Annotated in this window: 23 protein-coding genes and 2 pseudogenes; 14 read left to right on the forward strand and 11 right to left on the reverse strand. The window is 61.0% G+C overall.

What is annotated here, in order from left to right; genetic code table 11:
- The first annotated feature begins 150 nt into the window (after window positions 1-150).
- The 5 genes and pseudogenes from lpdA (at window position 151) to ABNU97_RS00025 (ending at window position 5894) form a co-directional block, all read left to right on the forward strand.
- Complete coding sequence (gene lpdA / locus ABNU97_RS00005; protein ID WP_348764698.1) at window positions 151-2043, forward strand: dihydrolipoyl dehydrogenase; 1893 nt, start codon at window positions 151-153, stop codon at window positions 2041-2043.
- Window positions 2044-2428: 385 nt separating this feature from the next.
- Window positions 2429-2809: a type II toxin-antitoxin system VapC family toxin gene (locus ABNU97_RS00010; RefSeq protein ID WP_348764699.1), complete on the forward strand. Its 381-nt coding sequence runs from the start codon at window positions 2429-2431 to the stop codon at window positions 2807-2809.
- Between the two features lie 82 nt (window positions 2810-2891).
- Window positions 2892-3152 (forward strand): annotated as a pseudogene (locus tag ABNU97_RS00015) (HigA family addiction module antitoxin).
- Between the two features lie 340 nt (window positions 3153-3492).
- Complete coding sequence (locus ABNU97_RS00020) at window positions 3493-4983, forward strand: ParB N-terminal domain-containing protein (RefSeq protein ID WP_348764700.1); 1491 nt, start codon at window positions 3493-3495, stop codon at window positions 4981-4983.
- On the forward strand, window positions 4983-5894 hold the full coding sequence (locus tag ABNU97_RS00025; RefSeq protein WP_348764701.1) for a DNA adenine methylase: 912 nt from the start codon (window positions 4983-4985) through the stop codon (window positions 5892-5894). The genes ABNU97_RS00020 and ABNU97_RS00025 overlap by 1 nt, the downstream gene beginning before the upstream one ends.
- 104 nt (window positions 5895-5998) lie before the next feature.
- Here ABNU97_RS00025 and ABNU97_RS00030 read toward each other — a convergent pair.
- Window positions 5999-6115: pseudogene (locus ABNU97_RS00030) on the reverse strand (IS3 family transposase); the annotation flags it as partial.
- 195 nt (window positions 6116-6310) lie between these two features.
- Here ABNU97_RS00030 and ABNU97_RS00035 point away from each other — a divergent pair.
- Window positions 6311-6850, forward strand: a complete 540-nt coding sequence (locus tag ABNU97_RS00035) for a hypothetical protein (RefSeq protein ID WP_348764702.1) — start codon at window positions 6311-6313, stop codon at window positions 6848-6850.
- A gap of 108 nt (window positions 6851-6958) precedes the next feature.
- Here ABNU97_RS00035 and ABNU97_RS00040 read toward each other — a convergent pair whose 3' ends face one another.
- Window positions 6959-7624, reverse strand: a complete 666-nt coding sequence (locus ABNU97_RS00040) for a transposase (RefSeq protein WP_348764703.1) — start codon at window positions 7622-7624, stop codon at window positions 6959-6961.
- A gap of 175 nt (window positions 7625-7799) precedes the next feature.
- Between ABNU97_RS00040 and ABNU97_RS00045 the strand changes: the two genes are divergently transcribed.
- A complete protein-coding gene (locus tag ABNU97_RS00045; protein ID WP_348764704.1) occupies window positions 7800-9047 on the forward strand; it encodes an acyl-CoA dehydrogenase family protein in 1248 nt (415 codons plus the stop codon).
- A 183-nt stretch (window positions 9048-9230) separates the two neighbouring features.
- On the opposite strand, the gene ABNU97_RS00050 is transcribed toward ABNU97_RS00045, so the two are convergent.
- Together ABNU97_RS00050 and ABNU97_RS00055 are read right to left on the reverse strand one after the other, a co-directional pair.
- On the reverse strand, window positions 9231-9767 hold the full coding sequence (locus ABNU97_RS00050) for a hypothetical protein (protein ID WP_348764705.1): 537 nt from the start codon (window positions 9765-9767) through the stop codon (window positions 9231-9233).
- Between the two features lie 270 nt (window positions 9768-10037).
- Window positions 10038-11681, reverse strand: a complete 1644-nt coding sequence (locus ABNU97_RS00055; RefSeq protein WP_348764706.1) for a methyl-accepting chemotaxis protein — start codon at window positions 11679-11681, stop codon at window positions 10038-10040.
- 553 nt (window positions 11682-12234) lie between these two features.
- Between ABNU97_RS00055 and ABNU97_RS00060 the strand changes: the two genes are divergently transcribed.
- Entirely contained in the window at window positions 12235-12681 is a 447-nt protein-coding gene (locus ABNU97_RS00060; protein WP_348764707.1) for a sulfur transferase domain-containing protein, read from the forward strand.
- A gap of 44 nt (window positions 12682-12725) precedes the next feature.
- Here ABNU97_RS00060 and ABNU97_RS00065 read toward each other — a convergent pair whose 3' ends face one another.
- The 3 genes from ABNU97_RS00065 to ABNU97_RS00075 all read right to left on the reverse strand — a co-directional run bounded on the left by ABNU97_RS00065 (window position 12726) and on the right by ABNU97_RS00075 (window position 15177).
- Window positions 12726-13667 (reverse strand): 2-hydroxyacid dehydrogenase, encoded by a 942-nt coding sequence (locus tag ABNU97_RS00065; RefSeq protein WP_348764708.1) that lies wholly within the window; start codon window positions 13665-13667, stop codon window positions 12726-12728.
- Between the two features lie 135 nt (window positions 13668-13802).
- A complete protein-coding gene (locus ABNU97_RS00070; protein ID WP_348764709.1) occupies window positions 13803-14189 on the reverse strand; it encodes a DUF2267 domain-containing protein in 387 nt (128 codons plus the stop codon).
- A 538-nt stretch (window positions 14190-14727) separates the two neighbouring features.
- The gene (locus ABNU97_RS00075; RefSeq protein WP_348764710.1) at window positions 14728-15177 is read right to left on the reverse strand and encodes a CBS domain-containing protein; all 450 of its coding nucleotides are present in this window, start codon (window positions 15175-15177) and stop codon (window positions 14728-14730) included.
- A 336-nt stretch (window positions 15178-15513) separates the two neighbouring features.
- On the opposite strand from ABNU97_RS00075, the gene ABNU97_RS00080 reads away from it, so the two are divergent.
- A complete protein-coding gene (locus tag ABNU97_RS00080) occupies window positions 15514-15792 on the forward strand; it encodes a peptidylprolyl isomerase (protein ID WP_348764711.1) in 279 nt (92 codons plus the stop codon).
- A gap of 103 nt (window positions 15793-15895) precedes the next feature.
- Here the strand turns inward: ABNU97_RS00080 and ABNU97_RS00085 are convergent, their stop codons facing one another.
- Together ABNU97_RS00085 and ABNU97_RS00090 are read right to left on the reverse strand one after the other, a co-directional pair.
- Window positions 15896-16519, reverse strand: a complete 624-nt coding sequence (locus ABNU97_RS00085; protein WP_348764712.1) for a YigZ family protein — start codon at window positions 16517-16519, stop codon at window positions 15896-15898.
- A gap of 123 nt (window positions 16520-16642) precedes the next feature.
- Window positions 16643-16987 carry a hypothetical protein gene (locus tag ABNU97_RS00090; protein WP_348764713.1) on the reverse strand — a complete coding sequence of 115 codons (345 nt, stop codon included), beginning with the start codon at window positions 16985-16987 and terminating at the stop codon, window positions 16643-16645.
- 162 nt (window positions 16988-17149) lie between these two features.
- Here ABNU97_RS00090 and ABNU97_RS00095 point away from each other — a divergent pair, with 162 nt between their 5' ends.
- From ABNU97_RS00095 to ABNU97_RS00105, 3 genes are all read left to right on the forward strand, one after another.
- Complete coding sequence (locus tag ABNU97_RS00095; RefSeq protein ID WP_348764714.1) at window positions 17150-17896, forward strand: SHOCT domain-containing protein; 747 nt, start codon at window positions 17150-17152, stop codon at window positions 17894-17896.
- A gap of 74 nt (window positions 17897-17970) precedes the next feature.
- Complete coding sequence (locus tag ABNU97_RS00100) at window positions 17971-18888, forward strand: alpha/beta hydrolase (RefSeq protein WP_348764715.1); 918 nt, start codon at window positions 17971-17973, stop codon at window positions 18886-18888.
- Between the two features lie 34 nt (window positions 18889-18922).
- The gene (locus tag ABNU97_RS00105) at window positions 18923-19141 is read left to right on the forward strand and encodes a DUF3820 family protein (RefSeq protein WP_348764716.1); all 219 of its coding nucleotides are present in this window, start codon (window positions 18923-18925) and stop codon (window positions 19139-19141) included.
- On the opposite strand, the gene ABNU97_RS00110 is transcribed toward ABNU97_RS00105, so the two are convergent.
- Together ABNU97_RS00110 and ABNU97_RS00115 are read right to left on the reverse strand one after the other, a co-directional pair.
- A complete protein-coding gene (locus ABNU97_RS00110) occupies window positions 19132-19776 on the reverse strand; it encodes a hypothetical protein (protein ID WP_348764717.1) in 645 nt (214 codons plus the stop codon). The two genes, ABNU97_RS00105 and ABNU97_RS00110, sit on opposite strands and share 10 nt — an antisense overlap.
- A 166-nt stretch (window positions 19777-19942) precedes the next feature.
- Window positions 19943-21331, reverse strand: a complete 1389-nt coding sequence (locus ABNU97_RS00115; RefSeq protein ID WP_348764718.1) for a YdgA family protein — start codon at window positions 21329-21331, stop codon at window positions 19943-19945.
- A gap of 403 nt (window positions 21332-21734) precedes the next feature.
- Between ABNU97_RS00115 and ABNU97_RS00120 the strand changes: the two genes are divergently transcribed.
- Complete coding sequence (locus ABNU97_RS00120; RefSeq protein ID WP_348764719.1) at window positions 21735-22379, forward strand: NAD(P)-binding domain-containing protein; 645 nt, start codon at window positions 21735-21737, stop codon at window positions 22377-22379.
- 210 nt (window positions 22380-22589) lie between these two features.
- Complete coding sequence (locus tag ABNU97_RS00125) at window positions 22590-25004, forward strand: PAS domain S-box protein (protein ID WP_348764720.1); 2415 nt, start codon at window positions 22590-22592, stop codon at window positions 25002-25004.

Genomic DNA, 25004 nt, shown 5'->3' on the forward strand with positions numbered 1-25004 from the left:
CTCGCTTATGTAGCGTTGCTACACAGCGCTCCCGGTGCCTTGTCTTGCAGCCTCATGACTCGCGCCGGGCGGTTCCTGGCGATGTCGCTTCGTTCCGCCCGCTTCTTGAACGCACAATCCGGCCCGCGGGCCGGTCAAGGTAGTTAAACCATGGCGCAGGAAATCAAGGTTCCGGACATCGGCGATTTCGACTCCGTCGAGATCATCGAAGTGCTCGTCGCCGAGGGCGACACGGTCGAGGAAGAACAGCCGCTCATCACGCTGGAATCCGACAAGGCCACCCTCGAAGTGCCGTCCACGGTCGCCGGCAAGATCACCGAACTGAAAGTCTCGGAAGGCGATACCGTCTCCGAAGGCGACGTGATCGCGCTCATCGAAGCCGCCGATGAAGACGGCGGTGAGGATGAAGGCGACGACGATCCGGACGACGCCAGCTCAAATGAAGGCGATGACGGCGAAACCGAAAGCGACGAGCAGAAGGACAAAGACGACAAGGCCGCGAAATCGGACAAGTCCGGCAAGTCGGACAAGTCGAACGAGAAGAAATCCGAGTCCAAGGACAAATCGGCCGACAAGAAACAGTCGTCCGATTCGAAGCAGCCGAAAAAGAAGGCGGACAAGCCCGCGAGCGGCGATCACGACTACGATTGCGACGTGCTCGTTCTCGGCTCCGGCCCGGGCGGCTACAGCGCCGCCTTCCGTGCCGCCGACCTGGGTCTGAACGTCACCCTGGTCGAGCGCCACAGCGTGCTCGGCGGTGTATGCCTCAACGTCGGCTGTATTCCCTCCAAGGCCCTGCTGCATTCGGCCAAGGTGATTGAAGACGCGGCCAACATGGCCAATCACGGCGTCACTTTCGGCAAGCCCGAAATCGATCTGCCCAAGCTGCTCGACTACAAGCAGTCCGTCATCGACCAGCTCACCGGCGGCCTGAAATCCATGGCCTCCAAGCGCAAGGTCAATATCGTCAACGGCACGGGCACCTTTGCCGACGCCCACACGCTCAAGATCGAAGGCAGCGACGACACCGACCAGATCACCTTCAACAACGCGATTATTGCGGTCGGCTCCGAGCCGGTCATGCTGCCCGGCTGGCCCGAGGACGAGCGCATCTGGACCTCGGAGGAAGCCCTATCCCCTGACGAAATCCCAGGCTCGCTGCTCGTTGTCGGCGGCGGCATCATCGGCTGCGAAATCGCCAACGTCTATGCCGCCCACGGCACCGAAGTGGACGTGGTCGAAATGACCGACAGCCTCATTCCCGGCGCCGATAAGGACCTCATCAAACCGCTCACCAAGCGCATGAAGAAGCGCTGCGGCAATATCTGGGTGTCCACCAAGGTCACCGGCTTGGAAGCCGGCGACAAGCTCACGGCGAGCTTTGAAGGCGACGACGCGCCCAAGTCCAAGGACTACGACCGCGTGCTGGTCGCCATCGGCCGCAAGCCCAACGGCGCCAAGATTGGCGCCGACAAGGCCGGGGTCGAAGTCGACGAGCGTGGCTTCATCGGCATCGACAAACAGTGTCGTACCAACGTCGACAACATCTTCGCCATCGGCGACGTCTCCGGCGAACCCCAGCTCGCCCACCGGGCGACGCATCAGGGCAAGGTCGCCGCCGAATGCTGTGCCGGCGAAAAAGCCGCCTTCGATGCCAAGGTCATCCCCTCCGTCGTCTATACGGATCCGGAAGTCGCCTGGACCGGTGTGACCGAAACCCAGGCCAAGAAAGACGGCATCGAATACACCAAGGGCGCCTTCCCCTGGGCCGCCAACGGCCGTGCCATCGGCCTCGACGCCACCGACGGCAACACCAAGCTGCTGTTCGGCAGCGACGGCCGCATCATCGGTGCCGGCGCGGTCGGTAGCGGTGCCGGCGATCTCATCGCCGAAACCTGTCTCGCCATCGAAATGGGCGCGAACGCCGACGATATCGGCCTGACCATCCACCCGCACCCGACGCTGGCCGAAACGGTGGGTATGGCCGCCGAGGCAGAAGCCGGGACGCTCACGGATTTGTATATTCCGAAGAAGAAAAAATAGCGCGGCTCACACTCTGCTGCGATCAAAAGGCCGGCCGTTCGCCGGCCTTTTTTATGTTCGCCCGCGACAGTTGCTCAGGTTGCATGCTGGCGCTACTGTGGTGATGAACATTTGTGGGGATGCCACGTGAGCCGCTTGAGCATCGATATACCCGACGAACTGCACCGTGCAATCAAATCGGAAGCCTCGCTGAGGGGGCTGAGCTTACGAGACTACGTCTTGCGTCGGCTGGGGACGTCAGAACACCGCGAACCCAAAGCAGACGGACCGCGATTCAGCGACTCCGGGTTGAGCGGCCTTTGGGCCGATCGAAACGACATGGCGGACCCGGATGCCTGGGTGCGTGATCAGCGCAAGGGCCGTCGGTTTGAGCAATCGCCGGGCGATGATGCTGATTGATACCGATGTGGTGATCTGGGCGACGCGCGGTGATGCGTCCGCGGTGCAGACCGTCGATGCAATAGATCAGCCGGCTCTATCGATCGTCACGGTAATCGAGCTCATGCAAGGCGCACGGGATGCGCGGGAGCTTGAGAATATCGAACGTGGTCTCGACAACTGGGGCGTCAACGTCGTGCCAATCAATGCGGCAACTGGCAACATCGCCAGAGATTTGATTAGAGATCACGTGCTCTCCGACGGTCTATTCCTGGCGGACGCTCTCATCGCGGCTACAGCGATACATAATGAACTCACGCTGTTGAGCGGCAACCGAAAGCACTTCGAAAAGATTGAGCGCTTGGATTTCCGAGCGTTCATGCGATGAATGCTTGCTGTTTCCGCCGCCACCGGATGCGTAGACATCGGATCAGTGTCGAGATCGTCGACGACTACTAGCGGGTGCTCCGATGACCGAACTAACCAACATTCACCCGGGCAGAAATTCTGCTTGATGACTTTCTGAAGCCGATGGCACTGAGCCAAAACCGACTGGCCCGTGCAATCGACGTGCCGCCCGTCGTATTAACGAGATCGTGCTGGGAAAGCGGGCGATCAACGCGGATACCGCGGTACGGTTGGCCCGGTATTTTGGAACGAGCGAGCAATTCCGGATGGGATTGCAGGCCGATTACGATCTGGAAGAGGTGCATCGCGCCGAGGTCGCGTGAGCAACCTAGATAAGGATACTGTCCTCGGATATCCTTATACGCCTACGACTAAAAGCCGGCATTTTGCCGGCTTTTTTTATGGTTCTTGCGTTTACGCGAGTAGGCGGTTCGCCTATTGTTGATTTCCGTAGCTGCTCGCTAACGAAGGATCATGGCAGTGCTGCGAATGTTCAGCCGAGCGCCGTTATGCGCCAAGGTGTTCTCGGTCCGATGGGTTTAATCGTTCGCGACGTAGCGATCGAAAATACGCTTTCTTACGCGCTCTAACGTGATACATGCGCAACGAGATTGGCGGCTTTTAATAAACTTCGCTTAAATCTGAGTGCGAAAAGGGGAAATAGTGGCTTACGAATGGCTTCAAAATCGTTACCTACGATCAGTGGATCAGCTAAGACTCTGGCGCGAGAATCCGCGTTTAGACCCCGAAGAGACCCATTTAACTAATACCGACTACGCGGCCGATCTACTTAATCATTCTGGCGAACGCCAGTCGTTTATTGAATTAATAAAATCGATTGCGAAAAACGGTTTCATACCCGCAGACCCAATCGTCGTTTGGAAAAACGATAATAACGAACGGTTTTACGTTGCTGAGGGTAACAGGAGAGTTTTAGCGCTTAAGCTATTACGTCACCCGAGTAAAGCGCCTAAATCCATCCGAAGCATCGTTACAAAACAGGCTAGATTCATAAATCGCGATAATATCGCGAAGATAGAGGTTTCTATCGCCCCCAGCTTTGAGTCAGCCGAGTGGTATATCAATCAAAGACATGCAACAAGCGGGTTACAAAGGGGTTGGTCTCGACATCAGCAGCAACGTTGGATCGCAAAGCTTTACGATAAATATGAAGGCGACGTTTCTATAATCACGGAAATAACAGGGTTCACCAAACCGGAACTGGAGAGCACCCTTAGAATTCTCTATCTCAGAGACATCGCACTCAAACGTGAAGTTTTAGAACTTCTGGAGCCAGAAGAACGGGAAGCGGTTCGCTCTCATCGCTTGCCTATGACAATTCTTGAGCGTTGGTTCGATAACACAGTCGTTCGAGAAACGTGGGGTTTAGAGGCCAACGGAAGCAAAGCGAGCATAACATCTGACGAGTCGTCCTTTTACAGAGCTTATGCATTATGGATTTCTTTAGTTTTAAGACGGAACGAGCCCGATGTGCCTATCCAAATTAATACTCGAACTATTACGACAAATTTAGATCAGATTCTGGCGTATCTGCCTGCCGTAAAAAGCAGCATTTCTAACCGGAACGACGAAGAAGGCGAAGACAGTACTTCGGAAGAGGCAGCAGATGATGCGAGCAAAAACGACGCAGAGTCAGATGACGAAGTAAATTCTCCCAAGAAGACTCGAACGAACGTAAAAAACCCCAACAGGCCAAGGTTAGTACCGGAAGAGTGCGACCTCGATACTGGTAATCACAAACTTGAATCTCTTTTCGAAGAATTCAAAATTATTCCGTATCGCTACAAAAATTGCGTGGCGGCATCTTTGAGAGTATTCGTAGATCTCTCAGTGCTCGAACATATCAATTCCCAAAATCTAGTGGGCGCTATAGAGGCGCGCTATCATTGTGCTCTTAAGGATGTTCCGTTGAAAAAGCGATTGGAATATCTGAAGTCTAATACAGAGTTAAATAAGGACGCGGTGAAGGTGATTAGTAAGTTAGTAAACTCAGATAATGAATATAGCCTAGATACGCTGAACAATTACATTCATGGCACGAATAATCATCACACTAATAAAGCTTTTCTAAACGGATTTTGGGACTTTCTCTTTCCTCTCTTAGAGGTATTGCTGGATATCGAGTACCGCTGATGAGCTCAATGATTTCACCATTACGCTACCCAGGAGGGAAGGCGAGACTAGCGGTTTATATAGAAGAGCTTTTGACAAAAAATCGGCTGGACGGTGGCACGTATGTCGAGCCATTTGCCGGGGGCGCCGCTATTGCGTGGACGTTACTCGATCGAAAAATAGTGAGTAAAGTCTATTTAAATGATCTGAGCGAAAGTGTATACGCGTTTTGGTATTGCGTTTTTAATAGGACAGATGACCTTTGCAAAAAAATTAAGGCGGCGAAAGTAACCGTCGATGAATGGGATATACAAAAGAAAGTTTATCGCTCGGTTAACGCGAGCGTATTGGACAGAGCATTTGCGACGCTTTTTTTGAATCGTACGAACCGATCAGGAATCCTTTCTGCAGGCATGATCGGAGGACGGGAGCAGAAGGGGACATACAAGATCGATTGCCGGTTCAATAAAGATAGTTTGACGGACCGTATTAAACAGATCGCTGCACACGGGTCGAAAGTTATTCTATCTCGGATTGATGCGCGTGAATTTCTCATCGAAATTCAGGAAGGTTTAGGTGCGAAAAGTTTGATCAATATCGATCCTCCGTATTTCGACCAAGGGAGAAAGCTCTACTTGGATTTCCTACAACCGGATGATCACCGCGACCTCGGCGAAATAGTACGAAGTATTGGCAGCCCGTGGATTGTGACCTACGATAATACGCCGGAGATAAAGGAAATTTATGAAGGATGTGTGCAACGGTATTATGGGATTACATATACAGCGCAGACAAAAAGAAAAGGCAGAGAGATCCTTATATTGTCCCGCCTACTCAAAGACGTTGATATCCCGCCGGATATAAATAGGACTACGTTTGAAAGAATGCGGCGGGATGAAGCGCGAGCATTCTGTTGTGAAGTCGTAACTTAAGTGGGTGGGCTCGGCGGAATCGCGATATCGGTACTATGCGGAACAGTATGAGTTGCGGAATCAGGGGACAATATGAGATGGCCCGGCTATTTCGGACACCGAGATCAGGGGTTAGTGGCTAGCTTACGTTCGTAGTTTTCGGGTGTTTGATAACTCAGCGACTGGTGTAGTCGCTGGCGGTTATAGAAGACCTCGATGTAGTCGAAGATCGCAGACTTGGCCTGGGATGGCGACTCAGGATATCGGGGGACAGTATACTAATCTCTGATATTGGGCGGTGAACTCGACTGCCAAAAAGGTGTGGTGCGACTCGACCCAGGGCCATTCAGCCGCTTTATAGACAATAGCGTGCGGCCCTTGATGGCGGGTAATCGTTCAACGCTGTAGTTTCTTCATGATTTTTCCGAAGGGAAATTATGAAGTATCTCGCCCGTGCCACCACACTGATGGTGATCAGCTTCCTGACCGGGTGCGCCGGTATCGTCGGCGGCGAACTCGCCCGGGTCGATCAGACGGCGGTAGCTGTACCGGTGTGTGACGTGCACGACGGCCCGACGCCCTATTACTTCGAGGTGGATACCGGCTCCGGTAACGATTACATGGATGAGAATCCGGCTGGGTGGTTGTCCGGGTGGACGTTCGGGCTGTTGCCGACCTATTGGCTGTCGCCGGTGCATGCGCAGGCGCGTTTGTACCACCAGAATGTGCAGATCGCGCGCTATCAATATGGCGCGCGGGTTCACAAGTTCTATGGCCTGCTGTGGGCCTTGCCACTTGTCCCGATCAATGCCTTGGTGGCGGATTACAACGAAGTGCCGGCCAACGAAGGTCTTGGCCTGATGGTGGGCCCCATGATTGTTCGCAAGGCGAAGGCACAAGCCTATCTGGATGCGATCGAGAAGCGCGGCCTGGCGCCGGACGAGGTTTGTTACCAACAGGCGGACAGAAAGCGTTAGCCGGCCGCGGTACATGTGCCGCCGGTTTTCGGCGGGATATATACCGGGCTGCAGGCCTGAAGCGACGCCCTGACCCGCGTGCCTGGATCCGGGGAAAGCATTCTTATCTCAGTCCCGGCTCTTAGGCTTCGGCCCGGGCGCCTGTCTGTGAAGCGTTCGCCCGAGGCGCTTCTCGGCCCGGTTGATGAACACCTCATTGCCCAGCGGGCGGCCGGTACGTAGGTGTTGCTCGACCTGTTCGGCTTCATCGGCGGGCACGCCGGCAGCCAGATAATCGCTCCAGTCGTCAGCCAGGTTGGGTCGGCGCGATAGTTTGATATGGGGATCGCCCCGGTTCGATACATGGGTCTTGGCACTCGACCACGGCCATTCGGCGGGGTCGGTGACGATATCCGCCGCTACGGGATTGCGTTCCACATAGCGTATGGCAGCCCAGAGGTGGGCGTCGTCCATGGGGTAGGAATGAAATCGCTCTTGCCAGAGGTGGCCACGCCAGTTTTCGCGGAAGTTGATATGTCGCGTATAGCGCCGATGGGCTTCGCCCAGCGCCGCGCGCAGGCCGTCCGAGTGGCTTGGCGTCAGGATGAAGTGCACCTGGTCGGGCAGGAGGCAATAGGCGATCACCGTGGTATCCGCCTTCGCCGCGAACTCGTTGATCAGCGATAGATAGAACCGGTAGTCGTCGTCGTCGAAGAAGACGGGCTGGCGGCGATTGCCGCGCTGGGTGACGTGGTGCGGTGTGCCGGGTAGGACGACACGGGCGAGGCGGGCCATGCGGATGCTCTAGCGGGGTCGGGTGTGGGAGTTAAGTATACTGTCCCCGAATAGATGCTGCGTGATTTGCTTTTGCCGTTTTGTGATTGGCGCGGCTCTCACTTCGTTGCAGAGACTGTCGGCCTGCGGTGACGGCATGGGGCCGCGCCGATGCGTCTTTCGATGGAGAGCAGCGATGAGTGCAGTGTCTATCAAGCAGGAAGTGGTCGATGCGTTCGGTTGGCAGCAGGATGCCTGGCCGGATACGGCGGATGGCTGGATCGAGCGGGCCCGTAGCGTCGGCGATCTGCTGGCCGAGGATGCGGTGGTGCGCGATCGCGCCAATCGCAGCCCGCATGCCGAGGTGGAGCTGCTCAAGAACGCCGGGCTGGTCACGCTGCTGGCGCCGAAAGCCCTTGGCGGCGGTGGCCAGCGGTGGTCGACCGCCTATCGGGTGATTCGCGAGGTGGCCCGGGGCGATGGCTCGATCGGTCAGCTGCTGGGGTATCACTATCTGTGGGCCTGGGCGGCGCGTCTGGTGGGCACGCCGGATCAGATCGAGGCCATCGAGCGCCACTATGCCGCCGGGCAGCTGTTTTTCGGCGGCGCGGTGAACCCGCGCGATAACGATCTCAAGGTGACGGATACGGGCGATACGCTCGTGTTCAACGGCCGCAAGAGCTTTTCCACCGGCAGCGGGGTGGCGGATCTGACCGTACTGGAAGGCGTGCTGGAAAACAGCGGCGAGCATGTGTTCGCGGTGGTGGATTCGCGCCAGGACGGGCTGGAATTTCTGGGCGACTGGGACAACCTCGGCCAGCGTCTGACCGAATCCGGCGGCGTCGTTATCCGCGACGTGGAAGTGCTCTGGAGCGACGCCCTCGGCTTCGTGAACAAGCGCTATCAGCCCAGCGTGTATGCCACCCTGAACGTGCCGGCCATACAGCTGGTGTTCACCAGCTTTTATCTGGGCATTGCCGAAGGTGCGCTGGCGGCCGCGCTCGAATACAACCGCCGGCACACGCGCCCCTGGCCCTACGGCGGCGACAACAAGACCCGTGCGGCCGACGAGTTCTATGTGCTCGACGGCTTTGGCGATCTGCAGTCGCGGCTGTGGGCCAGCCAGGCATTTGTGGAACAGACCGTGGCCGTGGTCGATGCGCTGTTGCACCGGCCGCGCGAGGCGGTCAAAGCCCGCGAGCGCGGTGAAGCGGCCGTGAAGGTAGCCGCGGCGAAACAGCGCATCGTGGATACCGGGCTGGATATTGCGACCCGGCTGTATGAATTGACCGGCGCTCGGGCCAGCGCTAACAAGTACGGCTTCGATATCTACTGGCGCAACCTGCGTACCCACAGCCTGCACGATCCGATTGCCTACAAGCGGGTTGAGGTCGGCCGCTTCGCCCTGCTCGATGAGATCCCGGAGCCGACCTGGTACACCTGAGCGTTTGTCGAGCTGGGGATGCCGCGCAAGGGACGTCGCGAAGCGTTCCAATGCTGCGCAATCGTTGCCAGCCAGCTCGTCTTTCTGGGTCAGAGCCGTTGGTCAAAGGAGGGAACCGAACCGGCTCGAATACCAGGCGTCGTTAGCGTGCTGACCGGCGTGGAACGAGCCGTGGACTTGCGGCTAGCCGGCGAGCTGGCCCTGCACATAGGCGAACAGGCGCTGAAAGCTGGCGTTTTCGCCGGCGCTGAGAAAACCCTGCTCGGTAATCAGCGCCTGGGCGTCGCGCCAGACCGCCGCCAGGTCCCGGTCGAGCGCGGCGGCCTTATCCTTGGACAGCGCGCCGGTGCGGCGCGCGCTGGCGACTTGATGGCGCAGCGTATCCACGCGCTGCTTTACCGCCTCGCGGTCGGCACGATTGACGGCGTAGTGGCCCGGGTCGACATGCGCTTCCAGCCCGGTGCCCCGCACCAGACGGATAAGCGCGTTGGCCGCGGTGAATCGACCCTGTACCGGATTGACCTGCAGGGCCGCGTTTTCGCCCAGATCGGTTTCCACCAGGCAGCCGCTGGTATGCGCGAACTGCTGCAAGGCGCTATCCAGCCGGCCGGCATCAATCGCGTAATCGCGCGCGCCGGGCGAACAGGCCGCAAACGCGGGCGCGGCGGCGCTGGCCGCAAACAGGGCGAGTATCCAGAGGCCGAGTGATTGACGGGTCATGGCGATTGGGTCAAGAACATGGTCGTCTTGTGACCGCGAATGGCGCGCGAAATTGCTGATCAGCCTATCTCCGGTCGCGGCCACACGGCGGACAGGCAACTCAAGCCACAGTCACGGCTGCGTGACCTTGCGGCGTAATACCTCGGCCGGGCAACGGCCCACCCAATCCGCTACAAGGGCAGGAACTGGCATACCGCGTCGTGCCGCCGGCCATGCCCGGTTAAGGCATAGCCGGCAATCGGTCTCGGGCTGATTGTTTGCCTGGGCGCTCTAGCTGTACGCGGGGGCGCCCATGTCGACGGCCGGGTACGCCTGCGGCGACGTAACCGAGCGCTCCGGTTGCGCGTCGACGCCACGCGCCGGCTGGCTGGCCAGCTGGAACTGCTGTACCAGTTTCACCAGTTCGGCCGCCTGGCCGCGCAGGCTTTCGGCCGCCGCCGCGGATTCCTCCACGAGTGCGGCGTTCTGCTGGGTGGTTTCGTCGATCTGCGTTACGGCCTCGCTGGCCTGGCGTACGGCCTCGTTCTGTTCGCGGCTGGCGCTGCTCATTTCCTCGACGATGGTGCTGACGTTGGTAATCGCCGACACGACCTGCTGCATGGTGGCGCCGGCACGATCGGCAAGCGTGGTGCCCTGGCCAATACGCTCCACGCTCGTCTCGATGAGCACCTTGATTTCCTTGGCGGCGTCGGCGCTGCGCTGGGCAAGGTTGCGCACCTCGTTGGCCACCACGGCAAAGCCGCGGCCCTGCTCGCCGGCGCGCGCGGCTTCCACCGAGGCGTTGAGGGCAAGGATATTGGTCTGGAAGGCGATACCGTCGATCACGGCAACGATGTTGCTCACCTGAACGCTGCTGTCGTTTATCTCGCGCATGGTCGCCACCACCTGCTCGACGACGTCGCCGCCTTCTGCGGCCACTGAGTTCGCCTCGCCCGCCAGCCGGTTGGCGGTGGCCGCGTTTTCGGCGTTGTGGCTGGCGCTGGCGCCCATTTCCTCCATCGAGGCAGAGGTCTGTTCCAGAGCCGCGGCCTGTTCTTCGGTGCGCTGGCTCAAATCGCTATTGCCCTGCGCGATCTGGCCGCTGGCGGTGGATACACTCTCGGCATTGCGCCGCACTTCGGCCACCACGGTGGTCAGGCTTTCCACCATGGCCTGCTGGGCGGCCAGCAGCTGGCCGATCTCGTTGGTCGAATGTACGTCGATGCGCTGGGTTAGGTCGCCCGCGGCCACTGCCTTGGCCTGGTCGACTGCGCGCCCGAGCGGCCGGGTTATGCCGCGAGCGATCACGATGGCCACGCCCAGGGATATCAGCACCGCGATCACGCCCAGGCCGATCGTCTTCATCATGGCGGCGTCGTATTCCGCCTGGCTGGTTTCCATGCCACGTGCGGCGACGGTGAGCTGGAGGTCGATGAGCTCGTTGATTTTGTGGCTGATCGGATCAATCGTGGCATAAAGTTCGCCGTCGTGATTTTCCAGCTGGTTGCTAACCAATCCGGAATAACCCTTCAGATCGCGCAGCAGGCTGTCGACGGCGGCGTTGGCGGGGCCAAACAGTTTTTCCGCCTGCTCAACCAGCGCGGTTTCGGTTGCGGTAAGCCGGGTGGATCGATACGCCTGCCAGTCGCTGTTGATCGTGGTTCGAGCGGACTGGATCGCCTGGGTGGCCTCTTCGGCAGTCAAGAGCCCGGCGTTCGCCTTGTTGAGCGCATCGATCACATCCACCGCATAGGCGTCGGAGATTTTTTTCAGCCCCTTGAGCGGCACCACGCGGTCGTTGTACAGCGAGCGCATCTCGGCGTTGACGGTGCTCAAGCTGTAGGAATTAAGCGCGCCGCTTATCACCAGGAAAAATACCGCTACCAGAATGCTCAGGCCCAGTTGTTTGCTAATTGATAGGTTGCTGATTTTCAAAAATGTTCTCCGATATTTGGAGCCGGGATTAGGGGCCGGTTAAATGATGAAGCGGGCGAAATGGGTCGGGCGCGCAAGCTGTGGCCGGCCGAGTGCAGCGGTTAAAAGCGCGGCTGGGCGTCATAGCGCTACCGGGCCGGGCCAACGCCGCAGCCGTATGCGGTGATGCAATACGTGCGTTGCGATTCGTATGGCGCGCTGTCCTTGAATGTCGTGGGTGCCCGGCAGAGCCGACAGCAAAAGCGGCGCTTGGCATGACCGGCGTTTGGTTTGCGAGCGGCTGACTTGCCTTAATTTCTCGGCGATTCGAGGGATAACTTTAGAGAGATGAAACGAAATTTCGTTATCGTTGGATGGTGCGCTTACGCGACAGCATGGCGGCGAAGCCGAGGCCCGGCGACGACAATGCGGCTGGCCGTGCTGGTGCGGTTCAATGCCGGGGCGTGGATCGTTTGATCGGTGGCGCAGTGGGGAGCGCGGGACTTTATCATCGAGCAATGATACGTATGATGGCGTTCTAACCGATTGCAGTCTTACTGGCAGGAGCCACCCTATGTCCGACTACACCCAAGGCCTTGTGAATGCATGCCGGTTCGAGCGCGGGATCACCACTGCCGGCCAGCCCACGGCTGCACAGCTCGAAGCGGCCCAGGCCCAGGGGGTGAAGACGGTCATCAACCTGCGCCCCGACGGCGAGATGACCGACTTCGACGAGGCCGCACTCGTTCGCAAAACCGGCATGAACTATGTGCATATCCCGGTAGCCGGCGCGGACGACATCAACGACAAGAACGCGCGCCTGCTCGACGAAGCCCTGGTGCCCGGTGCCCTGCCGGCGCTGGTGCATTGCGGCAGCGCCAATCGTGTGGGTGCTCTGATTGCCTACCGGGCCCGCTTCATCCAGCACAAGAGCGATCACGAATCCATGGGCCTGGGCATTGCTGCCGGCCTCGACCCGGATGGGTCCCTGCTGGACGCGGTGGCGCGCAAGATCGGCTGATCGGTGACGACCGCGGGCATGTGCCCGCAGGTGAAGCGCCCGGGTCAGGCCACCGGGGTCAGCAAGGCGCGCCCGTCGAAGTGCGCCCGCAGATTATCCACCACGAGCTGGCCCATGGCGGTGCGCGTTTCCATGGTAGCGCTGGCGTAATGCGGCGCCAGCACGACGTTATCCAGGGCGTGCAGGGCGTCGGGCACCTGCGGCTCGTTGGCCAGCACGTCCAGGCCGGCGCCGCGGATATCGCCCTGCGTCAGGGCGGTTATCAGCGCCGGCTCATCCACGGTCGAGCCGCGGCCCACGTTGATTAGAATGCCTTCCGGCCCGAGCGCCTCCAGTACGACGGCGTCCACCATGCGGTCGGTCGCAGGCCCGCCCGGCACGACCACCACCAGAAAGTCGCTGTCCGCGGCGAGTGCGACGAGGCTGTCGTAGTAGCGATAGGCGACGTCTGCGTTGCGACGGCGCTGGTGATAGCCGATGGTCATATCGAAAGCGGCCGCACGCTGCGCGATCGCCTGCCCGATACGTCCGAGGCCAAGAATGCCCAGCCGCTTGCCGCTGACACGATGCGCCAGCGACAGGCCGTCCAGCCAGCGCCCGGCGCGGACATTGCGATCGGCGCGCAGCAGCTGGCGGGACGTGGCCAGCATGAGCAAGAGCGCGAAGTCGGCCACGTCGTCGGTGAGCACATCGGGCGTATGCGTAACGCGAATGCCGCGTTGGCGGGCGTAGTCGAGGTTGAGCGCGTCCGTACCGATGCCCGAAGACGCCATGATTTCGAGCACGGGCAGCCGCTCCAGCCGGTCGATCGGCGGTGCCTGAACGGCGTTGGTGGCCATGCCGCGAATAAGCGGGCCGACCGCGTCGATCATTCTATCGGCCTCGTCTGCGCTGTCGGGCAGGCTATATACGATGAACGAGGCCTCGAGCTGGTCGAGTACGTTCGGCGGCATGCGACCGGCAACGAGTACCGCCGGGCGGCTCATCGCACGGCCTCGGCCAGCGCGCTCAGGTGGGACATGGCTACGGCTTGTGCTCATGAATACCGCCATGCTGACGCGTTATCGCTCGTTTGGCGAGCGAATGGTGGGTACGCGCCGCCGTGGTCGCGCAGTGCTGGTTCAGTCGCTGAGCAGGTCCGCCAGTTCGCCGGGCAGGTCGAGCTCGGTGTTTTTCGCTTCGCCTTCGCTCAGCGCGTGGTCGAGCGTACGGGCCACGCTGCGGGCCAGCATTCTGGCGTCGGCCTCTTCCAGTTCGGTCCGAAACATCAGCTTGTAGTAGAACTCCTCCAGGCTGACGGGCACGTCGGTCGTCTCGGCGCGATTGCCGCCGGCGATGACCGCGTCCGCGATTTCGTCCGGTAGTTGCGCTGCCATGTCCTGAGTCTGACCCTTGGGCAGATGTTCGCATAGCGCATCGAGGGCGATCAGCGTGCTCTGGTGGGCCACATCCGGATCGAGCTGCGGACAGCCCTCGTAGACACGGGCGATGAAACGATCGGTTTGCATAGGGATATCCTGATGCGTGTCGCGTGCTTGCGGCACTTTTCAAATACCCGCTCAGCTTGGACCCGGCCGCTGCCCACTGAAATACCGATAAACCCGTAGGTACAGGCCGCCGCGACCCGCCTGCGCGCAGCCGGTTATTAATCCGGCCCAAAAACAGGCTATTCAATAGCTGATTTTTCGCGTTGACGCCGCGCGCATGCGAGAGCATTGCTGCCACGGCCAACGGTCGTGAAGCGTTGGGAAGAAACGACGCATGAGTGCCGCCGTTTCGTCCAACGGCATTGAAAACGGCCGACGTCGTCAGCTGTTTTGGTGCCGGATTAATAGGGCGCGCCAGATAACGTCGGCGGCTGCGGCGAGCCGTACCGCGATTCGCCGACGCGATTCTGCCGTTGGCCCGCCACCGGGTAGGCGCCAACAAACGCGGTCGCACCCCGGGACGAGCACGCGCATGCGTGCGGCTATACAACTTGTGCCGCCATTTAATTCGACCGCGCTGCCAGGCACGGCATGGCGAGCAAGCGAGCGCCGGGCGCAGCTAGGCTGGCGTAGGGGCGTCGCTTTCAAGCAGTTCGAGGGCCATGCGTACATAGTCCATATGCGACACGATACCGACCAGCGTGGCGTTATCGACTACGGGCAACGTGCCCTGGCGACCGCCGAGCAATAGCTTTCCGGCCTCGATCAGCGAGGTTTCGCTGCTCACGGTGTCAAAATTGTGCTGAAGCACCTCGACCAGCGGAATCTGCGCCATGCGCGGGCCAAGCTGATCGGAGCCGTGGGTTTCGGCAATCTTGAGCGCTTCGCGCAGTACGATCTTCTGGGTCACCAGCCCGACCAGCTGCTCGCTTTCGTCGAGTATCGGCACGTGGCGGATCTGATGTACGCCCATCAGTTCGCGGGCGTCGTAGAGCGTCTGGTCGTGTTTGAGCGTGAAAACGTCGGGGGTCATGATGTCGGCTACGCAGGCACGGGTGGCGGTGCTCATGAGTGTTGTCTACTCCAATGGCGCATATACGCGGGCGATCTCGAAGCGCGCTTGTCCGCCTGGGCACGCGGGCTGCCGTAGCGGTGGTGGTGAACGCGGTTTGTCGGTTTATAGCAGCCATCGATGTGGCCGGCTTATCAGGGGACTATCGGCCGAAACATCGCGGGCGTGAATCGAGCAGCCGCCAACCCGGGTCGTCGTGGCCGTCGCGCCCCTTTCTCATAGTCTGCCAGCGTGCCTGTCACGGCAGGCGGTCGCCGCGCCGGGCAACGGTCTTCGCCTGTTTTTTGCCGTAACATGGCCCGCCTGTTCCATCCATTAAAGCAGGATCACACCATGGCCAAAGCCAGTGCCCGTCATATTCTTGTCGACAGCGAAGACAAGTGCCTCGAACTCAAGAAAGACATCGAAAACGGCAGCGACTTCGCCGAAATCGCCCGCGAGCATTCGTCCTGCCCCTCGGGCCGCAAGGGCGGCGAGCTGGGTACCTTCGGGCGTGGCCAGATGGTGCCGGAGTTCGACGAAGTGGTATTCAGCGCCCCGCTCAACGAAGTGCAGGGCCCGGTGAAGACCCAGTTCGGCTATCACCTGCTGGAAGTCACCGAACGCGGCTGAACGTCGCAGGCGATCAGCCAGACTGAAACGCAACCCCAACGCCCGGTTTCGACAGCGCGCCCGAGGCGTGAGGTCGAGCCGGGCGGGTTGCGGGTCGCGAGCGCTACGCGGGCGCTCGCGACCAGGATAAACGCCCGTTAAGCCGTGCATCGAGTTCGGTTAATGTCGAACGGGCGTCCAACGGCCAGGCCACGGCCAGCCTTACGCCTTCGGCGTGATAGGCCGCATCGACGACGTCGCCCTCGTGTTCGGCCAGCCAAGCCCGTACTGGCTGCTCGTCGGCGAACGCCAGTTCGAGGGCCAGGCGGCACCGAGGCACGTATTCCCGTGTCGGCAGATCGGCCAGCAACGCGCTTACCGTTTGTGAATAGGCCCGAGCGAGGCCGCCGGTGCCCAATTTGATGCCGCCGAAATAGCGAATGACCACGCAGGCGATCCGGCCCAGGCCACTGCCTTCGAGCACCTGATACATCGGTCGGCCCGCCGTGCCGCCCGGTTCGCCATCGTCGGCAAAGCCGATAGCGTGATCTTCGCCCGGCGCACCTGCGATATAGGCCGAGCAATGATGCGAAGCGTCGGGGTAGTGCTCGCGTGCGCGCGAGATCAGTCGCGGTACGTCGTCGGGCTCGGCAACCGCCGCACACCAGCCGATGAACTGGCTTTTGCGTATTTCGAGCGTGACGCTGTAGGGGGCGTCGAGCGGTGCGCTCGGCATGCGAAAGCGCATGAACATTCCTCGTCAGGCGTGGCTTGTCGGCCACGGTGGTGACCCATACGCGTATTGCACCACAGCGAGGTGTGCGACACAGGCCTGCGGTTATTTGCCAGGCCGCCGAGCCGGGCTCGGCGTTCAGGGCGACGAGCGCGGCGGGTTGCGAACGGCAATCGATTCGTCGTCTTCGCGTACTTCCGTAGCCACGGCATGCGCATCCGCACCTTCCTGGCGACGCTGCCGTGCGTATTCGATTTCGCTGTCGATGGGGTCGCGCTTGAGCGCGACGCCCAGCTCGCGTACGAACGTGTTGTCCGCATCCAGGTCAATGACCTGGGATACGATCTGGGCGATGTAGTGGGGGTGCCAGTCGGCCTCGCACAGTGTTTCGGTGACCGCGCGGGCGGTGTCGTTATCGACCCGCGAATTCAGCGCGCTGTTCACGCGGGCGAAACAGGCGTCGGTATCGGAGTTGTTGGCCATGCGTGGCCTCCTTGATTAGCGTTCCATATTAGTTGCGCGCAATAGTATGTCGCATTTCCTATTCCGGCAGCGTCCGAACGAACGCAGCGGCGCCGCCGTTGGCTTGTTGGGTACGCACAGGCCCTAGAATGCGTGGCATGTTTCATCGGTTTTCGAAAAGTCATGATCGATCCTGTCCCTGATCGGACGCTGGCGGACTGCGCCGAGCGCTTCGGTTTCAGCCGCTCGGCCATGCAGCAACTCTGGGCCGCCGTGGTCGAGGGCGGCGGCGATATGGCGATGTTCGACCATCCCGAGTTCGCCGGGCCGGGGCAGTGGATGCGCGGCGGCCTGATCCTGATCACCGAGCCGGGCAACCAGGTACTCAAAAACCGTATCGATGCGGCATGCAACACGTTGTCGCGGGTAATGCGGGAGAGCTGGGACGTGAATACGTCGGATCATCGAAGAATCCATGCCGGTGCCCGCGGCTGGGATACCGTGCGCGTCGAACGTGAGGTCTGGTGGCCCCACCATCTCGGCGAGCCGGACGCCACGGGCGAACAGAACGCGATGGCCTACGCTTATTTCGCGGCACCCCGCCGGCTAGCGGTTCGCCGCGCCGAGCGGGTTTCGCTCTACGATACCGGCGACCATCACATTACGGGCCTGGCGCAGTCGCAGCAGCAACAGGCCGGGGAGATGGTCTTTACCAGCCAGCTCGGCGAAGTCGCACTCGCGGACATGGTCGCGGTGGCGACGCCTGCCGCCTCGGATCCGGAGCCAGCGACTGAACCGACGCCCGGCGCCGGCTCATCGAGCGCCGAAATCCTCGACGCGCTGGAGCGGCTGGGTCAGCTCCAGCGCCAGGGCGTGCTCACCGAGGCCGAATTTGCGGCCAAGAAACAGGAACTCCTGGCCCGGCTGTAGATCGTATCGACAGCGGCATGACAGCCTGCATACGGCCCGCGCACGCCATACCTGCGGCCAGGATGAACGAGACTATGAACAGAAACCATGTCCTCTCGCTCGCTTTAAAAGGCGAACGCCGCACGTTCGAAACCGATAGCGGCACAATCAGTTATTACTTCGCCAACGAGGGCGAGTCGGGCCAGCCGCCGCTGGTGCTGATTCACAGCATTAACGCGGCCGCCTCGGCCTATGAGGTCAAGCCGATCTATGATCGCTATCGGCGCCAGCGGCCGGTGGCTGCTATCGATCTGCCCGGCTACGGGTTCAGCAGCCGGCGGGCGATGCGCTATACGCCACGCCGCATGACCGATGCGATCCATGCCTGGGTGGCGCGTATCGCCGCCGATACCGGTGCCGCGCAGGTGGATGCCATGGCCTGTTCGGTGGCCTGCCAGTATCTGGCCCGGGCCGCGCAAGAGCGCCCCGAGTGCTATCGCAGCATCGGCCTGGTGAGTCCGGCCGGCGTTGACGGCGATCCGCAGCCCGGCGCCAACGCCGACGCCACGCGCGGCAAGACCTGGTTGTATGGGGCGCTGACCGCATCCTCCGCGGTGTCGAAGACGCTGTTCGCCGGCCTGGCGAGCCGGCCGAGCATTCGCTACTTTCTGGAAAAGACCTTCGGCGGCAAGGACGTGGAGCCGGGGCTGGTGGACTATGCCTACCGCAGCGCCCATCAGCCCGGCGCCCGCCATGCGCCGTGGTCGTTCCTGTCCGGTTATCTGTTCAGCGCCGACGCGGCCGGGCTCTACCGGCGTCTGAGCCAGCCGGTATGGCTGGCCTACGGTACGCGCAGTGATTTCTCCGATGCAGCCGCGCGCGATATCGTGCAGCAGCATACGGCCTCCACGGTCGTGTCCTTCGATGCCGGGGCGCTGCCGCACTTCCAGCAGCTCGAAGCCTTCGTTGCCGGCTACGATCGGTTTCTGGCATCGCTCGAGGCCTCCGCCTGAGGCCCGTTCGGCGCGGCGGGGCGACCGAATACCCATGGATAGCGCAGACCTGCAAAAGCTGGTGACGCGGACCATGCCCTTCGGCAAATACGAAGGTCGCGTGATTGCCGATCTACCGGGGCATTACCTGAACTGGTTCGCCCGTAGCGGTTTTCCGCCGGGCGAAACAGGTCGCCTGCTCGCCCTCATGCACGAGATCGACCACAACGGCTTGAAGCCGTTGCTGGCGCCGCTGCGCCGCCCTCAGCGATAGAAACGTGCCTTGAGCAGCGTATCGATGTCTTCGTAGAACCCGGCAAAGCGATCGGCCGCGTTGGCCATGATCTTGGACAAACCCGGATCGGGCTCGCGTTCGGCCAGGGTGGCGGCCATGTAGTGCTGCTGGTCGACCGCGCCGAGCAGTCGGATGAGCAGCCCGCGCTCGAAGGCCGTGCCGGAATCGCCCACCACCGGCGCAAAGCGTTCGAGCGTGGCTTTTTTCTGCGCGTCGCGGGCTGCCTTGATGATCGGCGGGTCGATCTTGCGCTCGATATCCAGGGCCGGGTAGTCGGCGGTGAGGCTCTCCAGGCGGGCGGCGAGTTCGCCGCAGTAGTCGGTCACCTCGGTGACGACCTTTTCCACGTCGTCGGATTCGAGCTTCACGTAGAAGATCTTGTCGACCTGTGACAGCCCGTCCACGTTGGAATACAGATCGCTGTAGCCGGCGTTGAGCTGGTCACGCAGGGACTTGCCCTGGGTGTTCGACTGGTCGTGCGTCGCGGTGTCCGGGGCCTTGCCCGTGTCGCGATCCAACGCTGCACAGCCGTTGAGCGTGGTCATCACCAATAGCCCGATAAGCAGGCGTGTGGTGACGAATAGCATGCGAGCGGGGGCGATGGGATGGGTCATGGCGTCGACTACCTGGGCGCGGCCGCGCCAATGGATTCACGCCATCCTAGCCTGTTCGTGCCGCCTGCGTGTTGTATCAAAAAGACGACTTTGCGTGATCACCGTCAGGACGCTGCGACTGTGCCGTACCCGCGTGATGCGAGTACGGCACAACCGCTATGCCAGATCAGCGCGCCAGGCTGTGCAGCAGCGACTGCAGCTGCCGTGGCGGAATCTCGTGGCCGTTGAGCACGACAGCATCCTTGCCGGAATGCAGCTTGAGCCCGACCGCGCCGTCTTCGCGCATGAGAAAGCCCTGCTGAACCAGCATCTTGATCTGCGAGTTAAGATCGCGGGCCATGGCCGGCCGCTCGCTGGCGAGGTTGTCGGCGACCCAGTCGATGAGCTGCTGGTCGACGAATACGTTGGCGTCGAGGGTCAGCCGCTGGGCCATGGCCAGCATGGGCATGTCGCGGGTGGCCTCGGCCACGCGCGACGGTATTTCGCCGCTGTCGATCAGCCCGGCCGCGATCTTGCCGCGAGCCTGACCGTGGCCGGTTTCCAGCGGCGGCACCGTTACCGTCAGTTTCGGCGTGCCGGCCAGAATCTTCGGTGCCAGCTCCATGAGCACGCGCCCGGCGAGTGCCTGTGCCTGCTCAGGCGATTGCCGGGTCGTGTCGATATCGCGCAGTGCCAGCACCGCCTTTTCCATCGGGTCGGCGTTGAGGCCGGTCAGGTCAAGCTTTATGGCGGCCTTGTCGAGGTCGATATCGATCGGCTCGCCTTGATCGGGCTGCGCATTAATCTGCAGATCGGTGATGTCATAGCCGGCATGCAGCTCGACGGTGTCGTTGTCGCCGTTGGCGGTGTCGGCGTGCAGCCGCATGCCATAGGCGATATCGAATACGCCGTCCTTGTCGGAGATTTGATAGCGGCCGAGGCTGGCTTCGAAGCGGCTGTCCCAGTCCAGCTCGCCATCGCCAAGATCGTCCATGGCGCTGCCATCGCCGCTGAGCCGGATATCATCGACCACGATACGACCCTCGGGCCCGTCGAGCTTCAGGCCGCCGCCCTGCAGCTGCAGCTCGATCTGGTTACCGTCACGGCTGTAGTAGCCGTCGAGCCCCTGCCAGGCGACCTGGGCGCCGGGATGGTCGGGCACTTCCTTGTCGAAGGCCGGCGATTCGATATCGATACGATAGCCGCCGCCGAAACCGAGCCGGGTGTCGGCTACCAGCGGCGATTGATCGAAAAAGCCTGCAACCTCGGGCGTGAAATCCTGGGGCAGCTCGCTATGGATTTTCGCCCAGCCGAACACGAACAACGGGCCGTGGGTGATCTCGTGATCGATATCGAAGGTCTGGTCTTCGATCTGCACGCGCGTTACCGCATGCGAGTGCAGCCAGCCGCGCTGGTACTCGGTGAGCTCGATGGGATAGCCGTACTCGGCACTTGCCTTGGCTATGCCGTCACGAAAGCGCGTTTCCACCTTGGCGCCGATGAAGTATGGGGCAACGCCCGCGATCAATATCAGCAGTATCACGACTACGGCGATACCCATTCCCTTCTTGCTCATCGACGACTCTTGGTTGGCTGAAACAGGCGCGAAGTCTAGGGATTGACATGCGCGAACGCAGCAATTTCCTGCACGCCCGCACCGCGACGCCGCCGGGCGGCGTGCAAGCATCTGTTTCGGCGGGGTAATCGATGTATCCGGAAGCTAGCGTCTAATGTGCTGATCGAAAAAGATATTTTGTCTGCGCGAATGTGAGGGTTCAGTTCGGCCTCGAGTAACGTTCGGACGGCCCTGTATAGAACGGTCGTTGCCGGCATCCGTGTCGGGTCATTTCGCTTGGCCCGGGATTCGCCGGGCGACGGCGGCCATGCGTAGACTCGGGTTGCACCTTCAATCCTATGCCGGGTCTGCCATGACGATGTGGTATCGCTTTCAAGCCGGGTTGCTTCGATGCAGTCGGGGCGTGCGGCGCCTTGTCGCGATCTGGCTCGCGGTGCTCTGTGTCGCGGCATCGGCCCACGGCGCCCAGGCGCCGGCGCAGCCGCCGATATCGAGCACCATCGCCATGATCGGCGCCGGCGACATGGGCCAGGCGCTGGGCAATCTGTGGGCGGCGGCCGGCTATCGCGTGATTTTTGCCACGCGCCATCCGGACAATCTGGGCGATGTGGTCGCACGCGCTGGGCACGGTGCCCGGGCCGCCAGCGTGGCCGAGGCCATCGACAAGGCCGGCATCATCGTGCTGGCAGTGCCCTATGCCGCCGAACCCGACATCGCCCGTGTCCATGCCAGCGCCATGAAGAACAAGGTGCTTGTGGATGTCGACAACGCGTTTGAGCGGCGGGACGGCGAAATCGCCAAACAGGCGCAAGCGCTGGGAGAGGCCGTCTACTCGGCCCGGCTGTTCGAAGGCACGCGCTTCATCCGCGCCTTCAACCTGAAAAGCGCGCACAGCTTCCCGACGCCGGATGCCGTCGAATCGGCCGATTTCGAGGTGCCCTACACGGTCAACGATGACAGCGTACGGCCCATCGCCGAAGCGCTTATCCACGATACCGGCGGTACGCCGGTCTACGAAGGCGGCCTCGAGAACGCCCGCGAATACTAGCCCGAAGGGGCATGCGGCCTCGCGACGACATCGGCGGCGCCCGCTCCACCGTGCAAGGTCGTGTACCGCACCGGCTTTCGTGGTCCAACGGGCATGGGGCCAGCACCAGGGAAATGCACGTTTACAGAAGTTTTGAAGAACGGCCGATAACGACCGATATGTATCCGAACCCCGGTTCTCGGCACGACCATGGCAGCAACTGCAACCGATATGGCGGACTCGACGGCAAGCGTTGAAGAGCAGCGTCTGCGCGTGCTCATGGAATACGCGCTGATGGATTCCGGCGCGGAGGCCGAGTTCGATGCCATCACGCGTCTGGCCGCACAGATATGCAACGTACCGCATGCCCTCATTACGTTCATCGAAACCGATCGGCAATGGTTCAAGAGCCGGTTCGGTGTCGAGGCAACGGAGGTGCCGCGCGATATTTCTTTCTGTGCGGCAGTGCTGGAAGAAGACGGGCTCATCGAAATTCCCGACGTCCGCCGCGACCCGCGATTTGCTGACAACCCCATGGTTGTCGATGCGCCCTATGTTCGCTTTTATAGCAGCATCATTCTCAAGGTGGCCGGCGGCCATCGGCTGGGCTCGCTGTGCGTGTTCGATCCCACACCGGGTCCGCTCAATGACAGTCAGCGCGCCGGGCTGCAGGATCTGGCCGATCTTACCGTTACGCTCATCGAGCAACGCCTGGCCAAGCGCAAGGCGGAAACCCGTGAGGCCATGCTCGGCAGCCTACTCGAGGCGCTGCCCGGCGGCGTGGTGGCCTGTGATGCCCGGGGCGAGCTGACCCTGTTCAACTCCATTGCACGCAATTGGCATCAAAGCGATCCCATGCGTATCCCCCAGTCGCAATGGGCCGAGTACTTCCACCTGTATGAAGCCGATGGCGAAACGCTGCTCGTGCCCGAACGCGTACCACTGGTGCGGGCCATGCAGGGCGAGTCGGTACGCGATGCCGAAATATGCATTAAAGCCGCGAACGTAGCCCCGCGCGAGATTCTATGTAGTGGGCGCCCGTTTTTCGACTCCCAGGGCAATCTGCTCGGTGCGGTTGCAGCGATGTTCGATGTAACCGCGCGCAAAGCGCGCTCTCGCGAGATTGCACAGGTCCGCCAGTACTTGCAGGCGGTAGTCGATGCCGCGACCGAAGTCGCAATCATGGCTGCGGACACCGAGGGTCTGATCACCCTATTCAATCCCGGGGCGGAGCGGCTGTTGGGCTACATTGGCTCCGATGTAGTGTCCCGGCTCAGGCTGACCGACCTGTACGCGCCAAGAGAGCTGGCTGCCTTTACCGCCGAGGTCGAGAAGGAGGTCGGGCACGCGCTCACGCCGATCGAGGCGTTGACCGCGCGCCCGCTGCGTGGCCAGATCGAAAGCCGCGACTGGCACTTCGTGTGCGCGGACCGAAGCCATCGCATGTTGCGTCTGGTTCTGACCGCCATACGTGATCATGCCGATGAGGTGATTGGTTTCCTCGGTATCGCGATCGACCGCAGCCAGCTGCTGGCCATGGAGCAGGCGCTGCAGACCAGCGAGGCGCGTTTCAGGACCGCTTTCGACAGCGCCCCCCAGGGTATGGTGCTGGTGTCGCTCAACGGGCAGTTCCTCGAGGTCAATCAGTCGCTGTGCGACATGCTCGATTATTCGCGCGAGCAGATGCTGCGCATGGACTTTCAGGCGATTACGCATCCAGACGATCTGCACAACGATCTCACCCACGTTCATCGCCTCATGAACGGTGAGATTTCGTCGTTTCAACTCGCCAAACGCTATTTCACACGTACCGGCGAAATTATCTGGATCCAACTGTCGGTTGCGATGACGCGCGACAGCCGTGGCAAGCCGCTCAACTATGTGGCCCAGATTCGTGATATCACCGCCGAACGCCAGCTCGACCGCATGAAAAGCGAGTTCGTGGCCGTGGTCAGCCACGAACTGCGTACGCCGATCACCTCTATCAAGGGTGCGCTGGGGCTGCTCAACTCAGGCGCGCTCGGTACGGTGCCGGCTGGGTTCGAGGAAATGCTCTGCGTCGCAGAGCGCAACGCAGAGCGCCTGAGCGTATTGGTCAACGACCTGCTCGACTGGGAAAAGCTCGCTGCGGACAAGATGGCGTTCGACTATCAGATATACGATCTGCGCGACCTGCTCGAGGAATCGCTGCTCACCAACAAGGGCTATGCCGACAGTTTCGATGTGTCGCTAAACCTTGCCGGCGACGAATCGCTGCATGTTTATGTCGATGCGCTGCGTTTCGCGCAGGTGCTGTCCAATCTCTTATCCAACGCGATCAAGTTCTCACCCGCCGGCGACCAGGTGACGCTCGCCTACGAACGAAAAGGTGATCAAGCATTGATAAGCGTCGCCGATAATGGCCCGGGCATACCTGCAAAGTTTCGTCACAACCTGTTCCAGTTATTTGCCCAGGCCGATAGCAGCAATACGCGCCGTCAGGGCGGGACGGGCCTGGGGCTTGCGATCAGCAAACAACTGGTCGAATACATGCGGGGGCAAATCGATTTCGAAAGCACCGAGGGCGTCGGCACCGAGTTTAGGGTTGCCTTGCCGCTAGTAGAACAGGGTATAAAGCCGGAAGAGGATCAAGGCAGTGGCAGGTGA

This window comes from uncultured Salinisphaera sp. (assembly GCF_964012375.1).
Classification (GTDB): domain Bacteria; phylum Pseudomonadota; class Gammaproteobacteria; order Nevskiales; family Salinisphaeraceae; genus Salinisphaera.